This window comes from Rhodovulum visakhapatnamense, from assembly GCF_004365965.1.
Taxonomy (GTDB): Bacteria; Pseudomonadota; Alphaproteobacteria; order Rhodobacterales; family Rhodobacteraceae; genus Rhodovulum; species Rhodovulum visakhapatnamense.
The window spans coordinates 113,959-136,915 of record NZ_SOEB01000012.1 but is presented as its reverse complement, the minus strand read 5'-3'; the positions used below and the strand labels follow the sequence as shown (position 1 = coordinate 136,915).

Below are 22,957 nucleotides of genomic sequence, written 5' to 3'. Positions count from 1 at the left end.
AGCATGATCGCGGAGAAGAACGTTTCCGGGCACCGGTCGTATCGCGTGGCGACGCGCCGCCAGTCCTTGAGGCGCCCGAACATGATCTCGATGCGTTGAAGGCGAGTTGAAAACCCTGGTCGACCAGACCGCCGCGGTGATTGCCGGCTGGGCCCGCGAGGGCCGGATCGCGCCGGTCGATCCCTATCACCTGATCTTCTCGATCTGGGCGCTGACCCAGCATTACGCCGATTTCGACGTGCAGGTCCGGGCGGTGCTGGGCGCGGGCAAGGACGATCCGTTCGACGGCGCCGACCGCTATCTGGCGACCCTGTTCCGCCGCTTGCTGACCCCCTGACGAGGCGCGGCGGGGCGTTAACCTTGAGATCAGAAACCTGCCGCCGGGATCTTCTCAAGTCCCCCGGTCTCGTGCATATTTCCTGATAGTGGTGGGGGCCTGAGCTGGAGCTTGGGTGAAATGCAATTTATCGCTCCCATTTCGGTGGGAGGCGCGCACGATGTGGCGCCTACCATTGTCGCCCCTGCGGCGCCGACGGCGCCGGTGGCTGCCGCCGGATCTGGCGGCGGTGCAAGCCAGACCCGTTCGGAAACCGGCCAACGCGGCCAGACGCCGATACGTCAGGAATTTCCTGCGCCCGATCCCGACCGTCCTGCCGGGCCGCCGCCCGCCTTCGATACGACGCCGCTTCAGCTTGAAGCCGAGCGGCGCCAGAACGAAGCGTCCGTCTTCTGGCGGGTCGAGATGGCCGGGGACACGTCCGAGCCGGCCCCGCGCCAGCTTGACATAGAAGTCTGACCTACTCCAACCCCTGTTCCGCGGCGCTTTTTCGCCCGGGATTGTTGGGGTGGGTCGTCCAGTTGGCATATCCCGCCGGGACCTCTGTTCCGGTGCGCGGGTCTATTTCACCCGGCGCCAGCTGACGCATCTCGATGCAGCCCTCTACCGGGCAGACGTCGACGCAAAGATTGCAGGCCACACACTCTTGGTCCTTCACCACGAACGACCGGTCCGCCGTCATCTCGATGGCCTGATGGCTGGTATCCTCGCAGGCGGCATAACAGCGGCCGCATCTGATGCAGGTCTCGGCGTCGATCTGCGCCTTGGCGATGTAGTTGAGGTTCAGATACTGCCAGTCGGTCACGTTCGGCACCGCCATGCCGACGAAGTCCTCAAGCCGCGCATGGCCCTTGCGGTCCATCCAGTCCGACAACCCCGCGATCATTTCCTGCACGATCCGGAAGCCGTAGGTCATCGCCGCAGTGCAGACCTGCACATTGCCCGCCCCCAGTGCCATGAACTCGGCCGCGTCCTTCCAGGTGGTCACCCCGCCGATGCCGGAAATCGGCAGCCCCCGGGTCGCCGGGTCGCGGGCGATCTCGGACACCATGTTCAGCGCGATGGGTTTGACCGCCGGGCCGCAATAGCCGCCATGGGTGCCCTTGCCATCGATGGTGGGCTCGGGCGCCATCAGGTCCAGATCGACCGAGGTGATCGAGTTGATGGTGTTGATGAGGCTGACCGCATCGGCGCCCCCCTTATGGGCGGCACGGCTGGCCAGGCGGATATCGGTGATGTTGGGCGTGAGCTTCACGATCACCGGCATCCGGGTCATCTGCTTGCACCAGCGGGTGACCATCTCGACATAGTCGGGCACCTGCCCCACGGCCGAGCCCATGCCGCGTTCGCTCATCCCGTGCGGACAGCCGAAGTTCAGCTCGACCCCGTCGGCACCGGTCTCCTCGACCCGGGCGAGGATGCGCCTCCAGGCCTCTTTCTCGCAGGGCACCATCAGCGACACCACCAGCGCCCGGTCGGGATAGTCGCGCTTGACCGTCGTGATCTCGCGCAGGTTCACTTCCAGTGGCCGGTCGGTGATCAGCTCGATATTGTTCAGCCCCAGAAGCCGCCGGTCGGCTCCGTAGATCGCGCCGTAGCGCGGGCCGTTGACGTTCACGACCGGCGCGCCGTCCTCGCCCAGCGTCTTCCAGACCACGCCGCCCCAGCCCGCCTGAAAGGCGCGGCGGACATTGTATTCCTTGTCGGTCGGCGGCGCCGAGGCCAGCCAGAACGGGTTCGGGCTTTTGATGCCCACGAAATCGCAGGAAAGATCGGCCATGGATCAGCCCTCCGCCATCAGCGTTGCGTGAATGTCCTCGGCGGCGTCGCGGCCCTCGGCCACCGCCGTCACCGTCAGATCGTCGCCCCCGGTGGCGCAGTCGCCTCCGGCCCAGACGCCGCTCATCGAGGTGCGGCCCGGCCCGGTCACCGCGATCTTGCGGCCCGAAAGCGCGATCCCCTCGGGCGCCCCCTCAAGCTTCTGCCCGATGGCCTTGAAGACCTGATCGGCCCGTATCCGGAAGGTCTCGTCCGTCAGTTCCAGCCCGGTCTCGGTCTCGCGGGTATAGGCGAATTCCACCGCCTCGACCGCGCCGTCGCCCAAGAGACGCAGCGGCGCCGCGCCGGTGACGATCCGCACGCCCTTGGAACTGGCCAGATGCTGTTCCTCTTCCGAGGCGCCCATCGCCGCGCGGCCCCTCCGATAGACCATGGTGACGGATTCCGCCCCCAGAAGCTTTGACTGCACCGCCGCGTCGACCGCCGTCATGCCGCCGCCGATCACCACGACATGGCGCCCGACCGGAATGGTCGACAGATCCTCGGCCTGGCGCAGCCGGGCGATGAAATCGACCGCATCCACCACCTGCGCCTTCTCTTCGCCCTCGGCCCTGAGCGCGTTGACGCCGCCCAGCCCGATCGCGAGGAAGACCGCATCATGGCCCGCGCGCAGCTCATCCAGCGTCATGTCGCGGCCCAGCGCCTTGCCGTTCGTGACAGCGATTCCGCCGATCCCCATCAGCCAGGCGACCTCGGCCTGGGCATAGTCGTTGACGGTCTTGTAGGCCGCGATGCCGTATTCGTTCAGCCCGCCCGCCTTGGGCCGTGCGTCGAATAGCTGCACCTCATGACCCTTCATCGCCAGCCGGTGCGCACAGGCCAGCCCTGCAGGCCCCGCGCCCACCACGGCGATCCTCCGCCCCGTCGGCGCCGCGCGCATGAAGGGGTGGCCCTCGCGCGTCATCAGCGTGTCGGTGGCAAAGCGCTGCAACCGCCCGATCTCGACCGGGCGGGCCTCGGCCGTCATCCGCACGCAGGCCTCCTCGCACAGCTGTTCGGTCGGGCAGACCCGCGCGCACATGCCGCCGAGGATGTTCTGTTCGAAGATCGTCCGCGCCGCTGCGGCAGGCGCCCCGGTCGCGATCTCGCGGATGAACAGCGGGATGTCGATGGCGGTGGGACAGGCCGTGACGCAAGGCGCATCATGGCAGAAATAACAGCGATCCGCGGCAACCGCGGCCTCATGCGCGGTCAGCGGCGGCGCCTTGTCGGCGAAGTTCCGGGTATAGTCGTCTGGCTGCAGACGCCCGGGAACGACGCCCGGGGTCAGTGGCGAATTGGCCATTCCGGCCCTCCCTGTCTTCTTGTCTTTGGGCGAGCCTGCCACACGGCCAGATTTTATCAAAAGGTAAATTATCGGCGCCGCCCTTTTGCCCTATTTCCGGGCCGCGACCGGACCGGGAGCCCAAGAAAAGGGCAGCCCCGGTTTCGCCGCGCGGGCCTCCGCGCGCCCGACCGGACCCCGCCGACCCCGCCCTGCGGGCCCCATCCGCCGGGGACCCGTCGGTCGGCGCCCGCGGCGCCCGGGGGCCGGGCGGACCGCGAAAACCGGCCGCACCGCCTTTCCATGGGGTTTTCCCTCGCGTATAAGCGCCCCAATTCTTACCGCGGCCCCGCCCCCGGGCCTGGGGCCGCGCGACCGATCGAGGACAGGCATGACCAAGACTTCCCACGAGGCGGACGTCGCCTTCATCCAGGCGCTGGCCGAGCTGCTGCGCGAACACGACCTGACCGAACTTCAGGTCAAGCGCGAATATGGCGAGGACGACTCGCTGGATGTACGGGTATCGCGCTCGCAGCCGGCCCCCGTCGTTGCGCACGCCCCGGCGATGCCGATGTCCGCCTACGCCCCTGCCCCCGCCGCGGCCGCTCCCGGCGCCACCGTCGAGGTCAGCGTCGAGGACCCCGCCCAGCATCCGGGCGCTGTCACCTCGCCGATGGTCGGTACCGCCTATCTGCAGCCCGAGCCGGGATCGGACGCCTTCGTGAAGGTCGGCGACACGGTGACCGAGGGCCAGACGCTGCTGATCGTCGAGGCGATGAAGACGATGAACCACATTCCCGCCCCCCGCGCCGGGACCGTCAAGCGCATCCTGATCGAGGATTCAGCGCCGGTCGAATACGGCACGCCGCTGATGATCCTCGAGTAGGGCCCGGCGGATCATGTTCGACAAGATCCTCATCGCCAACCGCGGAGAGATCGCGCTTCGCGTGATCCGGGCCTGCCGCGAAATGGGTATTCATTCGGTCGCGGTGCATTCCACCGCCGATGCCGATGCCATGCATGTGCGCATGGCCGACGAAAGCGTCTGCATCGGACCGCCGCCCGGCACCGAAAGCTATCTGTCCATTCCCTCGATCATTTCGGCCTGCGAAATCACCGGCGCGCAGGCGATCCATCCCGGCTACGGCTTCCTGTCCGAGAATGCCCGCTTCGTGCAGATCGTCGAGGACCACGGCCTCACCTTCATCGGCCCCTCGGCCGAACATATCCGGATGATGGGCGACAAGATCACCGCCAAGGAGACCATGAAGGCGCTGGGCGTGCCCTGCGTGCCCGGGTCCGACGGCGGGGTGCCCGATCTCGAGACGGCGAAGACGGTCGCGGCCGAAATCGGCTATCCGGTCATCATCAAGGCCACCGCCGGCGGCGGCGGGCGCGGCATGAAGCTCGCGGAGACCGCCGAGGATCTGGAGCAGGCCTTCCAGACCGCGCGGGCCGAGGCCAAGTCCGCCTTCGGCAATGACGAGGTCTATATCGAGAAATATCTCGGGCGGCCCCGCCATATCGAGATCCAGGTCTTCGGCGACGGCAAGGGCAATGCCGTGCATCTGGGCGAACGCGACTGCTCGCTGCAGCGCCGCCACCAGAAGGTTCTGGAAGAAGCCCCCGGCCCCGTCATCGACCCCGAGACCCGCGCCCGCATCGGCAAGGTCTGCGCCGACGCCGTGGCCCGGATCGGCTATTCCGGCGCCGGAACCATCGAGTTTCTCTACGAGGATGGCGAGTTCTACTTCATCGAGATGAACACCCGTCTTCAGGTCGAACACCCGGTCACCGAGGCGATCTTCGGCGTCGATCTGGTGCGCGAACAGATCCGCGTGGCCGAGGGCCTGCCGCTGTCCTTCGGCCAGGACGACCTGCAGCTCAACGGCCATGCGGTCGAGGTGCGGATCAATGCCGAACGGCTGCCGAACTTCGCGCCCTGCCCCGGCAAGATCACCGCCTATCACGCCCCGGGCGGGCTGGGCGTGCGGATGGATTCGGCGCTTTACGACGGCTATTCGATCCCGCCCTATTACGACAGCCTGATCGGCAAGCTTATCGTCCACGGGCGCGACCGGACCGAGGCTCTGGCCCGTCTGGACCGCGCGCTGGGCGAGCTGATCGTCGACGGGATCGAGACCACCGCGCCGCTGTTCCGGGCGCTGCTGATGGAACCGGACATCCAGCGCGGAAATTACAATATCCACTGGCTGGAACGCTGGCTGGAGTCCGGACCCGAACTCTGACCGGCGCGCCCCCGGCCACGGGAGCGCGATGATGGATGCCGAACGTCTGACGCCACTGACCCTGCTCAGGGCCTATGCCATGGGGATCTTCCCCATGGCCGAGTCGCGTCACGATCCGCGCATCTTCTGGGTCAATCCGCGCAAGCGCGGCATCTTCCCGCTCGAGGGCTTCCATATCTCGAAAAGCCTCGCCCGCACGATCCGCCGGGGCCGGTTCGAGATCCGCGTCGATACCGCCTTCGAGGGCGTGGTGCAGGGCTGCGCCAGCCGCGCCGAGACCTGGATCAACGACGAAATCTACCGGCTCTACCGGCAGCTTTTCGAGCTGGGCCATGCCCATACGATAGAGGTCTGGCAGAACGAGGAACTCGTGGGCGGGGTCTACGGCGTCACGCTGGGCGCGGCCTTCTTCGGCGAAAGCATGTTCTCGCGCCGCACCGACGCCTCGAAGGTCGCGCTGGCCTATCTGGTCGACCGGCTCAGGATCGGAGGGTTCACGCTCTTCGACACGCAGTTCCTGACCGACCATCTGGCCAGCCTCGGCGCCATCGAGATCGAGCGCGACGACTATCTGTCACGGCTGGAACGCGCCGTGAACCGGGGGGCGAATTTCGACCGGGCGGGGCCGCTCCCCGCGCCTCAGCTGCTTTTGCAGCGCAGCACCCAGACGTCGTAGCGCGAATTGTCGAGAGGGTTCAGCGCCGGGCTCGACGCGATCATCCAGCCGGAAAACAGGTGGCTGTTCCGGGTCGGGTCGGAAATGTCCAGAAAGGCAAAGGCGTCCGAGGCCGGGTTATCGGCCGGAAAGCGGCATTCGTCCAGCGTCACAGTCAGCCGCCAGACACGACCGGTCTCGCCCGGCGCCAGCGTCAGATCGACCGTGTCGCCCGAGAGCTTGTCGAGCCCGCGCAGCACGGCGCCCATCGGTGCCGTGTCGGTCACCGCGGCGGTCCGGGTCTCGGTCCGGTGCTCCTGCATCACCAGCGGGTCGGGGCGGCTCACCAGCGGCAGCGGGCGGCCCGCCAGCTGGGTCTGATCGAGCCCGAGCCCCTCCATCATCTCGTCGGCATGGGGCATGTCCTCCAGCGGCTCGACCGACCAGCCATCCGGGGTCCAGCCGTCGGGGCTCCACTGTTGCTGGGCCACCGAGGGCAGCGCCGCCAGCGCCAGACAGGAGGCCGCCAGCGCCGCGCGCATCATTGCCCGGCATCCCCGCCCGTGGCGGCGGCGTCATCCCCGGTATCGGCCGCGCCCGACCCGCCGCTGCCGCCGACGAATTTCATCAGCAGCGAAATCAGGCCGACCGCGCCTTGGGTGTCATAGACCTCTGCGCCCGGTTCCAGGTTGAAGGGCGAGCCGCCCGGCACCAGTTCGAGGAAGGTCCCGCCCAGAAGCCCTTCCGATGCGACCGCGGCGGTGCTGTCATCGGGGATCTCGATCCCGGTCTTCACCGAAAAACGGGTATCGGCCCGGAAGGTCTGCGGGTTCAGGTCAAGCGCGGTCACGGTGCCGACCTTGACCCCGGCCAGCCGCACATCGGTGCCCACCGCCACCCCCTCGGCCGAGCGGAAGCTGGCCGTCAGTTCGTAATGATCCTGGGCGGCACTGCCGATCATGCCCGTCGCGTTCGAGGCATAGACGAAAAAGCCTGCGGCCACCGCCAGCACGGCGGCGCCGGTCAGGATTTCGGTCGCGCTGTTCTCTGCCATGTCGTGCCTATTCCGGTTGCCAGGCCTCGTAATCGCGCCGCGGCTCGGGCTCGGGCCGACGGATCGAGCCCGGGGGCGCATAGGCCAGCGGCGTGCCTGTCAGGTTTTCCTTGTGGGGCTTTTCCCAGGCCTTGTGCGGCAGCGGCGCCTCGGTCGGGGGCGCGTCATAGGTGTGGTGCAGCCAGCCATGCCATTCGGGCGAAATCCGGCTTGCCTCGACCTCGCCGTTATAGATCACCCAGCGCCGCTTGCCGTCCTTCGAGCGGTAGAAGACGTTGCCCTGCCCGTCCTCGCCGATCTTCTGGCCATTGCGCGCGGTCCAGAGCCGGGTGTTCACGGTCTGCCCGTTCCACCAGGTCACGTAGCTGAGAAAACTGTCGACCACGCCCATGCGTCCCTCCTGACCGGTTTGGAATTGGTATGGCCCAAGTCGGGGCCAAGGTCCAGTGCCAGGGCCGGGCCTCACGCAGTCGGCACCGCGCCCCGCGGTCGCGCTCTCCAGGGGGCGACCGCAAAGGGCCGCCTTCCGGGCTCAGTTGTCCATCTTCAGCGCGTTGATGAAGGCCTGCTGCGGGATCTCGACCTTGCCGAACTGGCGCATCTTCTTCTTCCCGGCCTTCTGCTTTTCCAGCAGCTTCTTTTTCCGCGTCGCGTCGCCGCCGTAGCATTTCGCGGTCACGTCCTTGCGCAGCGCCGCGATCGTCTCGCGCGCGATCACCCGGCCGCCGATCGCCGCCTGGATCGGGATCTTGAACATGTGGCGCGGGATCAGCTCCTTCAGCTTCTCGCACATCGCCCGGCCGCGCAGATCGGCCCGGTCGCGATGGACCATCACCGACAGCGCATCGACCGGCTCGTCATTGACAAGGATCTGCATCTTCACGAGGTAATCCTCGCGATAGCCCGAGATCTGGTAATCGAAGCTGGCATAGCCCTTGGTCACCGACTTGAGCCGGTCGTAGAAGTCGAACACCACCTCATTGAGCGGCAGATCGTAGACCGCCATCGCGCGCGATCCCGCATAGGTCAGGTCCAGCTGCTCGCCCCGGCGGTCCTGGCAGAGCTTCAGCACATCGCCCAGAAACTCGTCCGGCACCAGGATCGTCGCCTTGATCCGCGGCTCTTCGATATGATCGACATAGGTCAGGTCGGGCATGTCGGCGGGGTTGTGCAGCTCGCGCACCTCGCCATCCTTCATGTGGATCTTGTAGATCACCGAGGGCGCCGTGGTGATCAGGTCGATCCCGTATTCCCGCTCCAGCCGGTCGCGCACGACCTCAAGGTGCAAAAGCCCCAGGAACCCGCAGCGGAAGCCGAAGCCCAGCGCCGCCGAGGTCTCCATCTCGGAGGTGAAGCTCGCATCGTTCAGCGCCAGTTTCTCGATGGCGTCGCGCAGATCGTCGAAATCGTTGGTATCGACCGGGAAAAGCCCGCAGAACACCACCGGCTGGCTGGGCTTGAAGCCCGGAAGCGGCGTCTCGCAGCCCTTCTTCTCGGTCGTCACCGTGTCGCCGACGCGGGTGTCGCGGACCTGCTTGATCGAGGCGGTCAGGAAGCCGATCTCGCCCGGGCCCAGTTCGTCCACGCTCTGCATCGCGGGCCGGAAGACGCCGATCCGGTCGACCGGATAGACACCGCCCGTCTTCATCATGCGGATGCGGTCACCCTTCTTCAGCACGCCGTCAATGATCCGCACCAGAACCACCACGCCCAGATAGGCATCGTAATAGCTGTCGACCAGCAGCGCCTTCAGCGGCTTCGTCGGATCGCCCTCATGAGGCGGCGGCAGCCGGGTGACGATGGCTTCCAGCACGTCCGGGATGCCAAGCCCGGTCTTGGCCGAGATCCGGATCGCGTTCGAGGCGTCGATGCCGATCACATCCTCGATCTGCTCGGCCACCCGCTCGGGCTCGGAGGCGGGCAGGTCGATCTTGTTCAGGACCGGGACGATCTCGTGATCGGCCTCGATGGCGGTATAGACATTGGCCAGTGTCTGCGCCTCGACGCCCTGCGTCGCATCGACGACCAGCAGCGAGCCCTCGACCGCGCGCATCGACCGGCTGACCTCATAGGCGAAGTCCACATGGCCGGGGGTGTCGATCAGGTTCAGCACATAGGTCTGGCCGTCCTTCGCGGGATATTCGATCCGGACGGTGTTGGCCTTGATGGTGATGCCGCGCTCGCGCTCGATATCCATCGAGTCGAGCAACTGCTCCTTCATGTCGCGTTCGGCGACGGTGCCGGTCAGCTGGATCAGCCGGTCGGCAAGGGTCGATTTCCCGTGGTCGATATGGGCCACGATGGAGAAGTTGCGGATGTATCTGAGCTCGGTCATGCGGGCGGATATGCGGTGCTTTTCGAAGCCGGTCAATGGGCTGTTTCAGAGGGCCTGCAAAGAGGTCGCGGCGGGCGGTTCGCCTGCCAGATCCAGATATAGCACGATCCACCGCCACCGCACGCGGCCATCCAACCGGGCTCTGCAGACACCTCCGCGCAATCGCGTTTCCCGCACTTGATCGGTGACGGCGGCCCCAGCAAACTGGAGCGGGCGGAGAGGTTTGTCATGGCGATTACCGACTTGGAGAATACCGAGGCGTGGCTGAAAGTGCAGCCGCGCGAGGTTCAGGCTGTCTTTGCTGCACGCTGTGCGTTGCGCGGGTTGCCGGCAATCAGGCGCGCCAATGATAGGACGGTTCGCCAAATAGCGCTCCCTTTGCTGCGCGCTATCCTGAGTTCGGGAGTTGCGGGCACATGTCCAACTCCTGAAGTCATCCGCTCCGCCGCCGCCGCCGCCGCCAACTCCTATACCCGGTCCGGCTCTGCCTCCGCCACCTACGCCACCCGCTCGGCATCTTCCGCAGCACGCCTCATCGGCTTTGACGCTGCCGCCTCCGCCTTCTTCGCCACACGCTTCGCCGCCTCCGACGCCGCCGCCTCCCAAGTCCTTTGCGCCACAGATTATGACGCCGCTGCCATCTCGAACGTCGATGGCGATCCGGCGTCTGTGTTCCTCACGCCGCTCTGGCCGGGCGGCGCTTTTCCCAAGAAGCTGGCGCGGCTATATGATAAACTCCGCGCCTTCTGGCAGAAGGACGCTTCCGTCTGGGACTTCTGGCAGACATGGTACGAGGACATGCTGGCCGGCCGACCCGTCGACTGGGACTTCCTACGGCAGGTCGTGCTGCTTCCCGATGAGGACTGGAAAAGGGGCGCGGCACATATCGCGCGCCTCATCGAAAAGCTCCGCGCAAAGCGTGATCTGCAAGGCAGTATCGAGGATCTCGAACAAGACCTGACTGGCACCGCGTCATCCCGCCTGGGCCTCGGCGGGAACAATCCGCCGGAACCGCTCGATCAGGACAGCCAACTGCCCGCGGGACTCCTGATCGTCTGGGCGCCGCTTCAGGAGCTGAAGGAAGAGGCCGAAAAGCAAGCGCCCGATCCGGCCAGACTGCGCAAGGCAACCGATGCCCTGATCCTTGCCCTCGCAGAGATCGCGACATGGTGCCGCCGAAAGCTGGATCGGGCCACCGACAAAGCCATCGACTGGGGCGTTCCGGCCGGGCTGGGGTATCTGGTCTTGCATCAGGACAAGATCCGCGCGGTCATCGAGGCGGCCGAAGCCTTCCTGAAGCTTCCCTGAGCCCTGGGCAGGACGCCTGCCCGCCCTACCCCTTTCGAGGACAGGAAGGCCGACATGACCGAGCTCACCAGCATCCGCCTTCGCGTCACCGGCCACGTGCAAGGCGTGGGGTTTCGCGACTGGACCCAAGCCCCCGCCGAAAATCTGGGCCTCAGCGGCCGGGGGCGCAATGCCGCCGATGGCAGCGTCGAGGCCTGGGTCTCGGGGTCTGCCGGGGCGGTGGCGGATCTGGTCGAGGCGCTTGGCCACGGCCCCGCCGCCGCGCGGGTCGCCTCGGTCGAGACCGGACCGGCCGATGCGGCCTCCGCCGCCGCCGCCGGACCCGGCTTTCGCATCCTGCGCCGAGCGGTTTACGCCCTATATGGTCTCTGCGTCGCCTCTTGAAAGGATTGCTTTGTGACACGTTCGCCCGACACGGACCTCGACACAGGCCTCGACACAGGCCCCGGCCCCGCAGAGCCCCCCCGCGACACGGCCCAGCATGCGCGCGAATTGGCCGGACACCTCGCCTGGCTCGACAGCTTTACCGGCGTGGCGCTTGGCGTTCTGGCGGCGGCCTCGGGGATCTACACCTATATCGGCGTGCGCTCGCTGCTCGATGACAGCGGCGCCTGGACGACTTTCGCGGCACTTGCCTATTCGCTGGCGGTCTCGGTCGCGATCTTCGTCTTCTGGACCTACATGATGCGCCTGCTGCCCGCGATGCGAAGCGCCGCGTCGCGGACGGGATTGCTGCTGTCGATGGGCCTGGGTTGTGTGGCGATCATCGCGATGTCGTCCTGGCTGAATGCGGCGGCGCTGGCAGGCGCGGCGGCGGTGGAACAGCACCTGGCCCATACGGTGCAGGACTATCAGGTCGCGCTGGAACGCACCCATGCGAACACCATCGCGGGCCAGAGCCTGTCGCGGGACGTCGCGCGGGTGCGCGCCAGTTTCGAGACCCTCTCCGATCAGGAAGAGGGCGGCAACCTGTCGGGCCTTGCCGGGCGCGGCGCGGTGTTCCGCATCCTGACCCAGAAGGCGGCGGAACTGGCCGCGCTCGAGGACCAGATCGCAGGCCAGGGCCGTGCCGTCGAAGAGGCCTTCGCCGAGGGCAATGCGATCCTCAGCCGGATGCGCGCGCTGACCGTTCAGGCGGGCGCCGTCGAGAACCGGTCGCTGCTGTTCTCGGAAGAGGCGGTGCGGCTTTCGGGGATCGTGGCGCGCCTGCGCCAGCTGAACGCCGCGCCCCTGGTCGTGCGCGCGGCGGGCGATCTGCGCGACTCGGTCGTCCTGCCCACGCTGGATGCCGGTTCCGCCCTCGGGCGCCAGTCGCAGGAGGCCACCATCGCCTCGGTGCTGCAGGCGCTTCGCGACCGGGCCGACACGCTGGAGGCCGCCGCCACCGAGGTCGCCACCCGCCCGGAACCGGCCGAGGTCGAATACACGCCCCTCTCGGCCGCCGACGCGGTCATCCGCTATGCCGGGAATTTCGTGCCCTCCTGGGCGGGCGCCATCGCCATCGACCTGTTGCCGGGCGTTCTGGTCTTCATCCTCATGGTCACGCATCAGGCGATCCGGACAAGCCGGGGCGTCAGCGCCCTGCAGGAAACGATGACGGTGGCCGAGCTGCGCGCCGCGATCGAGGCCGCGCGCGCGCTGGGGCTGGACGACCGGGCCGCACCCGCCCCCGGCGCCAGCGACCTGACACGGCCGAAGCCCGTTCCGGTCAGGGGGGCGGAGTAGCCGATGGACGACACGCAGCCGTCCTCCGCGCGTGGCCTGCGCCGGGCGATCCTGGCCGTTCTCGCGGTGCAGGCGGGCATCGCGGCCCTTCTTGTCGCCATCGATCTGGTTTCAGTCGTTCCAAGGCCGGGGGTTTCTCCGGGGTCCGCAGATCCGTCGGTGCGCCCCTATGTCCCCGATCGCCACCCGGCCGGTCCCGACGCGCCGCGCGGACGCCCCATGGCAGACCGGCTTGCCTTCGATGGAACCGGCGACCGCCTGAACGTCTCGGGCCAGATCGCACCGGGCGACGCCGAGCGCATGGCCCAGGAGCTGTCCCTGCGGTCTGAGGCTGGTGAACCGGTCCGTATCGTCAATCTCGACAGCACGGGCGGTTCGGTTCGGGACGCGCTGGCCATCGGCCGCGAGCTGCGCGAGCGCGAGATCGACACCGGGGTTGCCGACGGCGCGATCTGTTTTTCGGCCTGTCCCTATATCTTCGCCGGCGGGGTCGAGCGGACGGTGGCCCAAGGCGGCCGCCTTGGCGTGCACCAGCACTATTTCGGCGAGAACACCTTCCTGCCCGCCTTCATGGCCGTCAACGACATCCAGCGCGGACAGGCCGAGGTCATGGCGCATCTGCGGGCCATGGGCATCGACCCCGCCCTGCTGGAACCCGCGATGCGCACGCCTCCCGGCGAAATCTACATCCTCGACCGGCAGGAACTGGTCGAGTTCCGGCTGGTGACCTCGGACGACTAGCCGACCCCGGCCCGTCCATGGCGACAGGCCCTGCCTCCGCCTTGCCCGGGGCTTCGCGCCCCGGTCCCGGATCGCCCCGCCGGACATCGTCTGCGCCTCGGAGGGCTAGTGAAGCGGAACTCCGGGCCGCGGAGCGAATGCCGGACGTTTCGACGGGCAGAGCAGGCCGAACGGTGTGAGGCCACAATACGCCGCCGGGCCGTCTTCGGCGGGGCCACGGGCCGGGCCGGGCCGAGCCGAGCCGAGCCGAGCCGAGCCGAGCCGAGCCGAGCCGAGCCGAGCCGAGCCGAGCCGAGCCGAGCCGAGGAGGTTGTGGCGGACCTGCGGCCTTCGCAACAGATCCATAGGCCGGGGTTCAGGTCCCGTCCGCCGCCCTCCGGGTCAGGGTGCCATCCGGCCGACCGGCCTTGTCGATGACCGGGACGCGGGGTGCGATGCCCCCGCCAGCCCGGCCGTGGTCCCGATCCGCCCTCCGGCACGATGTCGACCTTGTCCGTCACGCGGTGCCGCATCGTCCTTGTCGCGCCTCCGCGCGACCGACCCACCGCGTGCCGTCGACGGGCCTCAACGCCCGGCACGTACCATGATCTGGGCCGCGCGCTGGACCGGCTCGCACTCTGCCAGATCGGCGGCCCCCGGACCGATCCGGCGGCGCCAGTTGGGGTGGCTGTCGACGGTGCCGGGCAGGTTGGCCTGTTCGGTCGCCCCAAGCATGTCCTCGACCTGCAACGCCACCAGCCGGGCTGGACTTGCCGCCAGTGCCGCATGCAGGGCATCGACCCCGACCCCGCCCGACCGCACGCTCAGCGCCTGCGCCTGCCCCGCGCGCGCGGTCCTCAGGGCCTCGGCGCGGTCGGGCGGGATATGGCCAAGCCTGAGATGCCAGTCTATGTCGCGCCCCGCCCCCCAGGCGGCGAAGGGCGGCAGATCGTGGCTGCCGAAACTGCCCAGCACCGGCTCGGGCCAAGACCCAGGATCGGTGTCGAACATCGCCAGCCGACAGCCCAGAAGCCCCGAGGCCGCCAGATCCTCGCGCAGCCCCTCGGGCACATTGCCCAGATCCTCGCCCACGATCACGGCCCCCGCCCGCGCCGCCTCGATCCGTGCCACCGCCAGAAGGGCCGCGCGCGGCATTCGCACGTAGCCCCCCGGCGCGCCCCCTTCGGGCACCCAGAAGGTGCGCTCGAAGCCAAGGATATGGTCGATCCGCAAGAGCCCGGCGAACCGCAACTGGGCGCGCAGGATCTCGGCCAGCGGGCGGAAGCCGCGCGCGGCCAGCGCGCCGGGCACCATGGGTGCCAGCCCCCAGCTTTGCCCCTGCGGCGCGAAGGCGTCGGGCGGCGCGCCCAGCGAGACCCCTTGCGCGAAAAGCCCCGGATCGGCCCAGGTCTCGGCCCCGCCCGGATGGGTTCCGACCGCCAGGTCCAGATACAGCCCCTGCGCCATCCCCGCCGCCTGCGCTGCGGCGCGGACCCGGTCGAGCTGGCCCTCGGCCTGAAGCTGCAGCCAGAGATGGAAGGCGACCGCCTCGGCATTCTCGGCGGCGAAGCGACGCGTGGCCGGGCTGTCGGGGCTGCGATACTCGGCGGGCCAGTCGGGCCAGTAGGGACCGAACCGGTCGGCCAGCGCCTGATGCAACGCGAAGCGGTCCAGATCGGCACCGCAGGCCGCCCTGCGGCACGCGGCCAGCGTGTCCGCATCGAGACCGGCGAAGACCGCGCGCAGCGCCGCCATCCGCGCGGCGATGGCGCCGGGATAGTCCACCAGATCGCCGCCCGCCTGCGTGCCCTCGCCCGGCACCGCCAGATGGGCCACGTTGAAGCGGCGGCGGCTGGAGGGCGAATAGGGGCTGATCGCGCGCGGATCGGTCGGAAAGCCCGCATGGATCGGGTTGATGCCGACAAAGCCCGCGCCAAGCCCGCCAAGCCCCGCCACCGCCCTGGCCAGATCGGCATAATCGCCAAGCCCGCCGGTGGCCGCATCGCGCAGCCCGTACAGCGGCAGCACGACGCCCCAACCGCGCTCGGGCAGAGGCAGCGCGGGGGGCGCCGCCAGCAAGGTGGTCGTCTGGCCGACCGAGACCAGCCGGTGAATGCCCAGCGGCAGCGCGGGCAACGGATCCTCCGCACGGCCCTCGATCAGCCCGCCGGTCTCAAGCTCGATCCGCCACTCGGCCGGAACGGTCAGCTCGGGGGCCATGCCCTCGGCCGCGACCAGCCAGTCGGGCAGCACGCGGCCCGCCCGCATAGCCTCGAATGCGGCCAGCGTTTCGGCCGCCTCGGCCTCGGTCGCGGCGGGCAGTCCCATCGCGGCCAGCAGGGCCTGCGCGGTCTCCGGCAGGGTCTCGCGCTCGGTGCCTGTCAGGTCGCGATAGACCGGCAGCAGACCGGCCGCCTGCGCCAGAACGGCCAGAGCGGTCAAACCGGCTGCTCCTCTTCCAGCACCAGAACCGCCACGGCCTCGGCGGGCATCTGGAAGCTGCCCTCGACCGGCTCGGGCGCCAGATCGGGGCGCGAGCTGTCCAGATGCAGGCTCCAGACCTGGCCCTCGGGCGCGTCGGGCACCGTGACCTCGACCGCCTCGCCCGCGTTGAAGACCGCGACGATCGCGTATTCCAGCGCGGCATAGGGCGGCGTGCCCGAGGCGGTGCGCAACTCGACCACCAGAAGCCGCAGCTCGGGGTCTTCCCAGTCGGCCCGGCACATCGGCGCGCCGTCGGCGCGGCGCCAGAACAGATCCTCGATGCCGTCAAGCGCGCGTTCGCGCGAATGCAGGAACAGCTTTTGCCGCAGGATCGGGTGCGCCTTGCGGAAGGCGATGCATTTCGCGGTGAAGGCCAGAAAGGCGTCGTCGGCGCCCTGCCAGTCGACCCAGGCGGTGGCGTTGTCCTGGCAATAGGCGTTGTTGTTGCCGTGCTGGGTATGGCCGATCTCGTCGCCCGCAAGGATCATCGGCACGCCCTGGCTGAGAAACAGCGTCGCCATCATGTTGCGCCGACGCTGCGCCCGGGCCGCGGTCACGGCCGGATCGGTGCTGGGCCCCTCGACGCCCATATTGTCGGAATAGTTCGCCGAATGGCCGTCGCGATTGTCCTCGCCATTGGCCTCGTTATGCTTGTCGTTGTAGCTGACCACATCCATCAGCGTGAAGCCGTCATGGGCGGTCAGCAGGTTCACGCTGGAGGTCGCGGGACGACCCGAATGGTCGAATTGCGGCGCCGAGCCCATCAGCCGCGCCGCCAGATCCGGCACCCGCCCCGGATCGCGGCGCCAGAACCGCCGCACCCCGTCGCGGAACCGGTCGTTCCATTCGGAAAAGGGCGGCGGGAAGGCGCCCAGCTGATAGCCGCCCGGGCCGATATCCCAGGGTTCGGCGATCAGCTTGACCCGGGCCAGGACCGGGTCCTGCCGCATTGCCTGAAAGATCGCGGCATTGGGGTCGAACCCTCCCGGCCCCCGCCCCAGCGTCGCCGCCAGATCGAAGCGGAAGCCGTCCACATGCATCGTCTCGACCCAGTAGCGCAGGCTGTCCATCACCATCCGCAGCACCATCGGATGGCCGGTATTCAGCGTATTGCCGCAGCCGGTGTCGTTGACGTAATAGCGCCGGTCGTCGGCCAGCCGGTAATAGCTGGCATTGTCGATGCCGCGAAACGACAGCGTCGGCCCCATCTCGTTGCCTTCGCAGGTGTGGTTGTAGACCACATCCAGCAGCACCTCGATGCCCACCGAATGCAGCCGCGCCACCGTCCGCTGGAACTCGGCGATATCGCCGGTTTCCATGTAACGGGGATCGGGGGCGAAGAAGGCCAGCGTCTGGTAGCCCCAGTAATTCGTCAGCCCCTTCTCGACCAGAAAGCGGTCGTTGAGGAAGGCCTGCACCGGCAAAAGCTCGATCGCGGTGATGCCGAGGCGGCGCAGATGGTCCAGCATCGGCTCCGAGGCCAGCGCGCGAAACGTGCCCGGTGCGTGCAGCCGGGGGTGGCGACAGGTCAGGCCCTTGACATGGGCCTCGTAGATCACCGTTTCCGACATCGGCGTCGCGGGCGGCGCGTCGTCGCCCCAGTCGGTGGCCGGCGCCACCACGATCGAGCGCGGCGCATAGGGGGCGCTGTCGCGCGTATCGAAGCTGAGATCGGCCCGGGCCGCGCCGACCTCATAGCCCATCAGCGCGTCGTGCCAGCGCGGCTGGCGCGAGATCCGCCGGGCATAGGGATCGACCAGAAGCTTGTTGGGGTTGAAGCGGTGACCCTGGTCGGGATGGTAGGGACCCGAGATGCGATAGCCGTAATGCTGGCCCGGCTGCAGCCCGTCGATCCGGCCGTGCCAGACATGGTGGGTGCGTTCGGGCAGGTCGATATTGGCAAGCTCGGTGCGGCCGGTTTCGTCGAAGAGGCACAGCGACACCCGGCTGGCATGTTCCGAGAAGATCGCGAAATTGACGCCCTCGCCATCGTATCGGGCGCCAAGCGCGTTTGGGCAACCGGCGGTGATCGTGGTGGGCAGCGTCGTCATGGGGCGGAAACGATCTCTCGGAAGAGGCGGGCATAGGCGGCGGCAGAGCCCTGCCAGCCCACGGGCGCGCGCATCGCGTTGCGCTGAAGTTTCGCGAAAAGCTCGGCATCGGCGTGAAGATCGCACAGCCGGTCAAGCGCGACCGACAGCGCCTCGGCGGTGACCGGCGCGAACTGGATGCCGGTGGCCAAGCCCGCCGCCAGCGCCGCCGGATTGGCGTCGATCACGGTATCGGCCAGCCCGCCGGTGCGGGCCACGACCGGAATGGTGCCATAGCGCAGCCCGTACATCTGGGTCAGGCCGCAGGGCTCGAAGCGCGAGGGCAAGAGGATCGCGTCGCCCCCCGCGATCAGCCGGTGGGCCAGCGCCTCGTCATAGCCGATCCGGACCGCGACGCCCTCGTGCCGGGCCGCGGCCGAGCGCCAGGCCTGTTCAAGGGGCGGCTCGCCCGAACCCAGCAGCGCCAGCCGCCCGCCCCGCGCCACCAGATCGGGCAGCGCCTGCAACAGCAGATCGAGCCCCTTCTGCCCGGTCAACCGCGAGACCACCACGCAAAGCGGCCCCGGCCCGTCGCTCAGGCCCATTTCCTCAAGCAGCGCCGTGCGCGCCCTGGCCTTGCCGCGCGGCTGCCTGAAGCGCACCGCATGGGGGTCGGTCGCAGGGTCCCAGTCGGCCTCGTCGATGCCGTTCAGGATGCCCAGCACATCGCCCCCCCGCGCCCGGATCACGCCGTCGAGCCCGCCGCCGAATTCGGGCGTTCTCAGCTCGCGCGCATAGGTCGGGCTGACGGTCGTCACCTTCCAGGCATAGACCAGCCCCGCCTTCAGCGCAGAAACCTGACCATAGAACTCCATCCCGCCGGGATGAAAGGCCCAGCCCGGCAGCCCCAGCGCGGCCATCCGCTGGGCGGGCATCAGCCCGTGAAAGGCGATGTTGTGGACCGTCATCACGGTCGGCAGATCGACGCTGCGCGCCTTCAGGTAAAGCGGCACCAGACCCGCCTGCCAGTCATGGCACTGGATCAGGTCGGGGCGCCAGTCGCCCGCACCTTCGGCCCCGATCTGCGCCCCCATCCACGAAAGCGCGCCGAAGCGGATATCGTTGTCGGGCCAGTCGCTGCCGCCGCCATCGAGATAGGGCCCGCCGGGCCGGTCATAAAGATGCGCGGCCTCCAGCACGTAAAGCTCGAGCCCGGCATGGCGCGCGAAGTAAAGCCGCGCCGGACCGCCGAAGAAATCAGGGCTTTCCCAGACCGTCTCGGCCGCGTCGGCCCTGGCCAGCACCGCCGGATAGCCGGGGATCAGCACCCGCATCTCGACCCCTTCGGCCTTCAGCGCCCCGGGCAGCGCCCCCGCCACATCCGCAAGCCCCCCGGTCTTGACCAGCGGCACGCATTCGGACGCGACAGACAGGACGCGCAGGCTCATGCGCCCGCCCTCCGGTCCAGCATCGACTGGGTTATCAGGGTGATCCCGCCCTCGGTCACGCGGAACCATTTGGCATCCTCTTCCGGGTCCTCGCCGACGACCAGCCCCTGCGGGATGACGACGCCGCGGTCGATCACCACGTTCTTCAGGCGCGCGCGCCGGCCGACCTCGACATAGGGCAGCACCACCGCATGGTCGAGCACCGCGTAGGAGTTGGTGTGGACCATCGTGAACAGCAGCGAATTGCGCACCTCGGTGCCCGAGATGACGCAGCCGCCCGAGATCATCGAGGACACCGCAGACCCGCGCCGGTCTTCCTCGTCATGGACGAACTTGGCGGGCGGGACCGATTCCGAATAGGTCCAGATCGGCCAGCTCTTGTCCCAGAGATTGAGATCGGGGGTAAAGTCGGTCAGGTCGATATTGGCCTTCCAGAAGGCGTCGATTGTGCCGACGTCGCGCCAGTAGGCGGGCGAATCCGCGCGATCCTTGACGCAGGACGAGGTGAAGCGATGCGCCATCGCCTTGCCGCCCTTGACGATGCCGGGGATCAGGTCGCTGCCGAAATCGTGGCTGGAGCCGGGGTTATCGGCATCCTCGATCAGCAGCGCGCGCAGGAATTTCCAGTCGAAGACATAGATCCCCATCGACACCAGGCATTGCTCGGGATCGCCCGGCATCCCCGGCGGGTCCTTGGGCTTTTCGATGAACTCGACGATCCGGTCGGTCTCGTCCACCTTCATCACCCCGAAGGCCGAGCCGTCCTGGCGCGGCACGGTCAGACACCCCACCGTCACGTCGGCGCCCGTCTCGACATGGTGACGCAGCATGATTTCGTAATCCATCTTGTAGATGTGGTCGCCCGCGAGGATCAGCACGTAATCGACGCCATAGCTGTCGACGATGTCGATATTCTGGGTCACCGCATCGGCCGTGCCCTGATACCACAGGCTTTCCGAGACCCGCTGGCTGGCCGGAAGGATGTCGAGATACTCGTTGCGCTCGGCCCGGAAGAAGTTCCAGCCGCGCTGGCAGTGGCGGATCAGCGAATGCGCCTTGTACTGGGTCGCGACCGCCATCTTGCGGATGCCCGAATTCAGCGCGTTGGACAGCGCGAAGTCGATGATCCGGGTCTTGCCGCCGAAATAGACCGCGGGCTTGGCCCGCATGTCGGTCAGCTCGTTCAGCCGGCTGCCGCGGCCGCCCGCCAGAACGAAGGCCATGCTGCGCCCCGCGAGCCTGCTGTAACGCGTCTCCATCGTTCCCTCCTCGTCAATCTTCGCCGGGCATCAGATACAGCACCGACAGCGGCGGCAGCGTCAGCTCGGCCGAGGCCGGCAGGCCCTGATGTGCCACCTCTTCCGCGACAACGCCGCCCAGATTGCCGCGGTTTCCGCCGCCATAGATCGCGGCATCGGTATTCATCACCTCGCGCCAGCGCCCGGCCTGCGGCAGACCCAGCCGGACGCCGCTGCGTTCGACCGGCGTCAGGTTGCAGACGACCGCGACCGGCGGGTCGCCCTCCTGCCCCTGCCGCAGCCAGGCATAGACCGAAATCTCGGCCGCATTGGCCTCGATCCAGCGGAAGCCGTCGGCCTCGCAATCCTTCACATGCAGCGCGGGCGTGGCCCGGTAAAGCGTGTTCAGATCGCGCACCAGCCGCTGCATGCCGCTGTGCCACTCGGCCCCCAGCACGCCCCAGTCCAGCTCGGCCGCGCGGTCCCACTCGGCGCGCTGGGCGAATTCCTGTCCCATGAACAGAAGCTTCTTGCCCGGATGGCCCCACATGAAGCCGTAATAGGCGCGCAGATTGGCGAATTTCTCCCAGTCGCTGCCCGGCATCTTCGCCAGCATCGAGCCCTTGCCGTGCACCACCTCGTCATGGCTGATCGGCAGGATGAAATTCTCGGAGAAGGCGTAAAGCAGCCCGAAGGTCAGCTGGTGGTGATGGAACTTCCGGTGCACCGGTTCGCGCGCGATGTAATCGAGCGTGTCGTTCATCCAGCCCATGTTCCATTTATAGCCGAAGCCGAGCCCGCCCATGTCGACGGGCCGCGACACGCCCGGGAACGACGTGCTTTCCTCGGCCACCGTCATGACGCCCGGCACCTCGCCATAGGCGACCTCGTTCATCCGCTGCAGCATGGCGATGGCTTCGAGGTTCTCGCGCCCGCCATGGACGTTCGGCACCCATTCGCCCGCCTTCCGCGAATAGTCGCGATAGAGCATCGAGGCCACCGCATCGACCCTGAGCCCGTCGATGTGGTATTCCTCAAGCCAGTAAAGCGCGTTGGAATAAAGGAAATTCGCGACCTCGGTGCGGCCGTAATTGTAGATCAGCGTGTTCCAGTCGTGGTGGAACCCCTCGCGCGGGTCGGCATGTTCGTAAAGCGCCGTGCCGTCGAAACGCTCCAGCCCGTGCGGGTCGGACGGGAAATGCGCGGGCACCCAGTCGAGGATGACCCCCAGCCCCTTGCGGTGCGCCGCATCGACCAGATCGCGGAACTCGTGCGGCGGCCCGTGGCGCACGGTCGGTGCGAAAAGCCCGACCGGCTGATAGCCCCAGGACCCGTCGAAGGGATGTTCCGACAGCGGCAGGAATTCGAGATGGGTGAAGCCCATGTCGGCGGCGTAATCGACCAGCTCTTCGGCCGCCTCCTTGTAGGACAAGGGCCGGTTGCCCTCGTCCGCCTTGCGCCGCCACGAGCCCAGATGCACCTCGTAGACCGAGATCGGCGCGGTCCGGGCATTGTTGCCCGCGCGGTAGGTCATCCAGGCATCGTCGCGCCAGCCATAGCCCGCGATGTCGCGCACGACGCTGGCCGTCTTCGGCGGATGCTCGGCCCCGAAGCCCACCGGGTCGGCCTTCAGCGGCTGGACCGTGCCGTCGCCGCCAAGGATTTCGTACTTGTAGCACGCGCCCTCGCCGATACCGGGCAGAAAGATCTCCCAGACGCCGGTGGTGCCGCGCCGGCGCATCGGCGCGCGGCGCCCGTCCCAGGCGTTGAAGGGACCCACCACGGACACCCGCCGCGCATTCGGCGCCCAGACCGCGAAATGCGTGCCCGCGACGCCCTCGTGGCTGCGGACATGGGCGCCCAGCACCTGCCAGATCCGCCGGTGCGTGCCCTCGCCCAGCAGGTATTCGTCCATCTCGCCGATTACCGGGCCGAAGCGGTAGGGATCGTCGAATTCCCAGGCCTGACCGGTGCCGTCGGTGGCGCGCAGGCGGTAGCCGCCCTTGCCGGGCACCGCGCCGGTGAACAGGTCGGGCGCATCGGCCCGGCGGGTCAGCGGATGGGCCTTGCCCTCGACCAGCGCCTCCAGCGTCGCGGCGCCGGGCAGGAAGACCGCCACGATCCGGCGGCGGCCGACCATATGCGGCCCCAGCGCCGAAAACGGATCGTCATGCAGCCCCGCCTGCAGCCGCAGCGCATCCTCGCGGGCCGGAAACGGGTCTTTCGCCGGGGCGGATCGGACGGAACTCATGCCCCGAAGCCTAAGACGGC

The 22,957-nt window shown here is 68.1% G+C and carries 19 protein-coding genes and 2 pseudogenes; 9 read left to right on the top strand and 12 right to left on the bottom strand.

From position 1 onward, the window contains the following. A pseudogene (locus tag EV657_RS12470) lies at positions 1-104 on the bottom strand (IS5/IS1182 family transposase); the annotation flags it as partial. On the opposite strand from EV657_RS12470, the pseudogene EV657_RS12465 reads away from it, so the two are divergent. Next, a pseudogene (locus tag EV657_RS12465) lies at positions 95-337 on the top strand (TetR family transcriptional regulator C-terminal domain-containing protein); the annotation flags it as partial. The pseudogenes EV657_RS12470 and EV657_RS12465 overlap by 10 nt on opposite strands. Positions 338-499: 162 nt before the next feature. After that, positions 500-796 (top strand): hypothetical protein, encoded by a 297-nt coding sequence (locus EV657_RS12460; protein ID WP_133260388.1) that lies wholly within the window; start codon positions 500-502, stop codon positions 794-796. Position 797: 1 nt separating this feature from the next. On the opposite strand, the gene preA is transcribed toward EV657_RS12460, so the two are convergent. Both preA and EV657_RS12450 read right to left on the bottom strand, forming a co-directional pair. Continuing rightward, the gene (gene preA, locus EV657_RS12455) at positions 798-2,117 is read right to left on the bottom strand and encodes an NAD-dependent dihydropyrimidine dehydrogenase subunit PreA (protein WP_134078072.1); all 1,320 of its coding nucleotides are present in this window, start codon (positions 2,115-2,117) and stop codon (positions 798-800) included. Positions 2,118-2,120: 3 nt separating this feature from the next. Then, the gene (locus EV657_RS12450; RefSeq protein ID WP_134078070.1) at positions 2,121-3,461 is read right to left on the bottom strand and encodes an NAD(P)-dependent oxidoreductase; all 1,341 of its coding nucleotides are present in this window, start codon (positions 3,459-3,461) and stop codon (positions 2,121-2,123) included. Positions 3,462-3,831: 370 nt separating this feature from the next. Here EV657_RS12450 and accB point away from each other — a divergent pair, with 370 nt between their 5' ends. Genes accB through aat form a run of 3 tightly spaced genes read left to right on the top strand, consistent with a single transcriptional unit; the run spans position 3,832 to position 6,365 of the window. Then, positions 3,832-4,326 carry an acetyl-CoA carboxylase biotin carboxyl carrier protein gene (gene accB / locus EV657_RS12445; RefSeq protein ID WP_075786100.1) on the top strand — a complete coding sequence of 165 codons (495 nt, stop codon included), beginning with the start codon at positions 3,832-3,834 and terminating at the stop codon, positions 4,324-4,326. Positions 4,327-4,339: 13 nt separating this feature from the next. Continuing rightward, positions 4,340-5,689: an acetyl-CoA carboxylase biotin carboxylase subunit gene (gene accC / locus EV657_RS12440; protein ID WP_134078068.1), complete on the top strand. Its 1,350-nt coding sequence runs from the start codon at positions 4,340-4,342 to the stop codon at positions 5,687-5,689. 31 nt (positions 5,690-5,720) lie between these two features. After that, positions 5,721-6,365 carry a leucyl/phenylalanyl-tRNA--protein transferase gene (gene aat, locus EV657_RS12435; RefSeq protein WP_075787593.1) on the top strand — a complete coding sequence of 215 codons (645 nt, stop codon included), beginning with the start codon at positions 5,721-5,723 and terminating at the stop codon, positions 6,363-6,365. Here aat and EV657_RS22210 read toward each other — a convergent pair. From EV657_RS22210 to lepA, 4 genes are all read right to left on the bottom strand, one after another. Continuing rightward, positions 6,329-6,889, bottom strand: a complete 561-nt coding sequence (locus tag EV657_RS22210) for a DUF2155 domain-containing protein (RefSeq protein WP_237399830.1) — start codon at positions 6,887-6,889, stop codon at positions 6,329-6,331. The genes aat and EV657_RS22210 overlap by 37 nt on opposite strands. Then, entirely contained in the window at positions 6,886-7,398 is a 513-nt protein-coding gene (gene mlaD / locus EV657_RS12425) for an outer membrane lipid asymmetry maintenance protein MlaD (RefSeq protein WP_075786102.1), read from the bottom strand. Before mlaD ends, EV657_RS22210 begins: the two co-directional genes overlap by 4 nt. Before the next feature lie 7 nt (positions 7,399-7,405). Beyond that, the gene (locus EV657_RS12420) at positions 7,406-7,789 is read right to left on the bottom strand and encodes an NADH:ubiquinone oxidoreductase subunit NDUFA12 (RefSeq protein ID WP_113669250.1); all 384 of its coding nucleotides are present in this window, start codon (positions 7,787-7,789) and stop codon (positions 7,406-7,408) included. A 141-nt stretch (positions 7,790-7,930) separates the two neighbouring features. Beyond that, positions 7,931-9,733, bottom strand: coding sequence for a translation elongation factor 4 (gene lepA, locus EV657_RS12415; protein WP_075786104.1), 1,803 nt, complete (start codon positions 9,731-9,733; stop codon positions 7,931-7,933). A 228-nt stretch (positions 9,734-9,961) separates the two neighbouring features. On the opposite strand from lepA, the gene EV657_RS22535 reads away from it, so the two are divergent. The 4 genes from EV657_RS22535 to EV657_RS12395 are packed head-to-tail and all read left to right on the top strand — an operon-like array spanning position 9,962 to position 13,507. Continuing rightward, complete coding sequence (locus tag EV657_RS22535) at positions 9,962-11,041, top strand: hypothetical protein (protein ID WP_166673700.1); 1,080 nt, start codon at positions 9,962-9,964, stop codon at positions 11,039-11,041. 54 nt (positions 11,042-11,095) lie between these two features. Further along, positions 11,096-11,425, top strand: a complete 330-nt coding sequence (locus EV657_RS12405; protein ID WP_134078066.1) for an acylphosphatase — start codon at positions 11,096-11,098, stop codon at positions 11,423-11,425. Positions 11,426-11,437: 12 nt separating this feature from the next. Continuing rightward, on the top strand, positions 11,438-12,766 hold the full coding sequence (locus EV657_RS12400) for a hypothetical protein (protein ID WP_425057257.1): 1,329 nt from the start codon (positions 11,438-11,440) through the stop codon (positions 12,764-12,766). 3 nt (positions 12,767-12,769) lie between these two features. Next, positions 12,770-13,507 carry a COG3904 family protein gene (locus EV657_RS12395; protein ID WP_134078064.1) on the top strand — a complete coding sequence of 246 codons (738 nt, stop codon included), beginning with the start codon at positions 12,770-12,772 and terminating at the stop codon, positions 13,505-13,507. 564 nt (positions 13,508-14,071) lie between these two features. Here the strand turns inward: EV657_RS12395 and malQ are convergent. From malQ to glgB, 5 genes are read right to left on the bottom strand one after another with little or no spacing between them, the layout of a single operon-like run. Beyond that, positions 14,072-15,928 (bottom strand): 4-alpha-glucanotransferase, encoded by a 1,857-nt coding sequence (gene malQ / locus EV657_RS12385; RefSeq protein WP_243837580.1) that lies wholly within the window; start codon positions 15,926-15,928, stop codon positions 14,072-14,074. Further along, positions 15,925-18,021, bottom strand: coding sequence for a glycogen debranching protein GlgX (glgX, locus tag EV657_RS12380; RefSeq protein ID WP_134078061.1), 2,097 nt, complete (start codon positions 18,019-18,021; stop codon positions 15,925-15,927). The genes malQ and glgX overlap by 4 nt, the downstream gene beginning before the upstream one ends. Then, positions 18,018-19,448, bottom strand: coding sequence for a glycogen synthase GlgA (glgA, locus tag EV657_RS12375; RefSeq protein ID WP_134078059.1), 1,431 nt, complete (start codon positions 19,446-19,448; stop codon positions 18,018-18,020). The genes glgX and glgA overlap by 4 nt, the downstream gene beginning before the upstream one ends. Next, a complete protein-coding gene (gene glgC / locus EV657_RS12370) occupies positions 19,445-20,707 on the bottom strand; it encodes a glucose-1-phosphate adenylyltransferase (RefSeq protein WP_113669255.1) in 1,263 nt (420 codons plus the stop codon). Before glgC ends, glgA begins: the two co-directional genes overlap by 4 nt. A gap of 13 nt (positions 20,708-20,720) precedes the next feature. Continuing rightward, the gene (gene glgB, locus EV657_RS12365) at positions 20,721-22,937 is read right to left on the bottom strand and encodes a 1,4-alpha-glucan branching protein GlgB (protein ID WP_134078058.1); all 2,217 of its coding nucleotides are present in this window, start codon (positions 22,935-22,937) and stop codon (positions 20,721-20,723) included. Positions 22,938-22,957 lie beyond the last annotated feature (20 nt).

Excerpts from the sequence above, each read along its gene's own strand:
- preA (WP_134078072.1), bottom strand. The coding sequence starts at position 2,117 with ATGGCCGATCTTTCCTGCGATTTCGTGGGCATCAAAAGCCCGAACCCG.
- EV657_RS12450 (WP_134078070.1), bottom strand. The coding sequence starts at position 3,461 with ATGGCCAATTCGCCACTGACCCCGGGCGTCGTTCCCGGGCGTCTGCAG.
- accB (WP_075786100.1), top strand. The coding sequence starts at position 3,832 with ATGACCAAGACTTCCCACGAGGCGGACGTCGCCTTCATCCAGGCGCTG.
- accC (WP_134078068.1), top strand. The coding sequence starts at position 4,340 with ATGTTCGACAAGATCCTCATCGCCAACCGCGGAGAGATCGCGCTTCGC.
- aat (WP_075787593.1), top strand. The coding sequence starts at position 5,721 with ATGGATGCCGAACGTCTGACGCCACTGACCCTGCTCAGGGCCTATGCC.
- EV657_RS22210 (WP_237399830.1), bottom strand. The coding sequence starts at position 6,889 with ATGATGCGCGCGGCGCTGGCGGCCTCCTGTCTGGCGCTGGCGGCGCTG.
- mlaD (WP_075786102.1), bottom strand. The coding sequence starts at position 7,398 with ATGGCAGAGAACAGCGCGACCGAAATCCTGACCGGCGCCGCCGTGCTG.
- EV657_RS12420 (WP_113669250.1), bottom strand. The coding sequence starts at position 7,789 with ATGGGCGTGGTCGACAGTTTTCTCAGCTACGTGACCTGGTGGAACGGG.
- lepA (WP_075786104.1), bottom strand. The coding sequence starts at position 9,733 with ATGACCGAGCTCAGATACATCCGCAACTTCTCCATCGTGGCCCATATC.
- EV657_RS22535 (WP_166673700.1), top strand. The coding sequence starts at position 9,962 with ATGGCGATTACCGACTTGGAGAATACCGAGGCGTGGCTGAAAGTGCAG.
- EV657_RS12405 (WP_134078066.1), top strand. The coding sequence starts at position 11,096 with ATGACCGAGCTCACCAGCATCCGCCTTCGCGTCACCGGCCACGTGCAA.
- EV657_RS12395 (WP_134078064.1), top strand. The coding sequence starts at position 12,770 with ATGGACGACACGCAGCCGTCCTCCGCGCGTGGCCTGCGCCGGGCGATC.
- glgX (WP_134078061.1), bottom strand. The coding sequence starts at position 18,021 with ATGACGACGCTGCCCACCACGATCACCGCCGGTTGCCCAAACGCGCTT.
- glgA (WP_134078059.1), bottom strand. The coding sequence starts at position 19,448 with ATGAGCCTGCGCGTCCTGTCTGTCGCGTCCGAATGCGTGCCGCTGGTC.
- glgC (WP_113669255.1), bottom strand. The coding sequence starts at position 20,707 with ATGGAGACGCGTTACAGCAGGCTCGCGGGGCGCAGCATGGCCTTCGTT.
- glgB (WP_134078058.1), bottom strand. The coding sequence starts at position 22,937 with ATGAGTTCCGTCCGATCCGCCCCGGCGAAAGACCCGTTTCCGGCCCGC.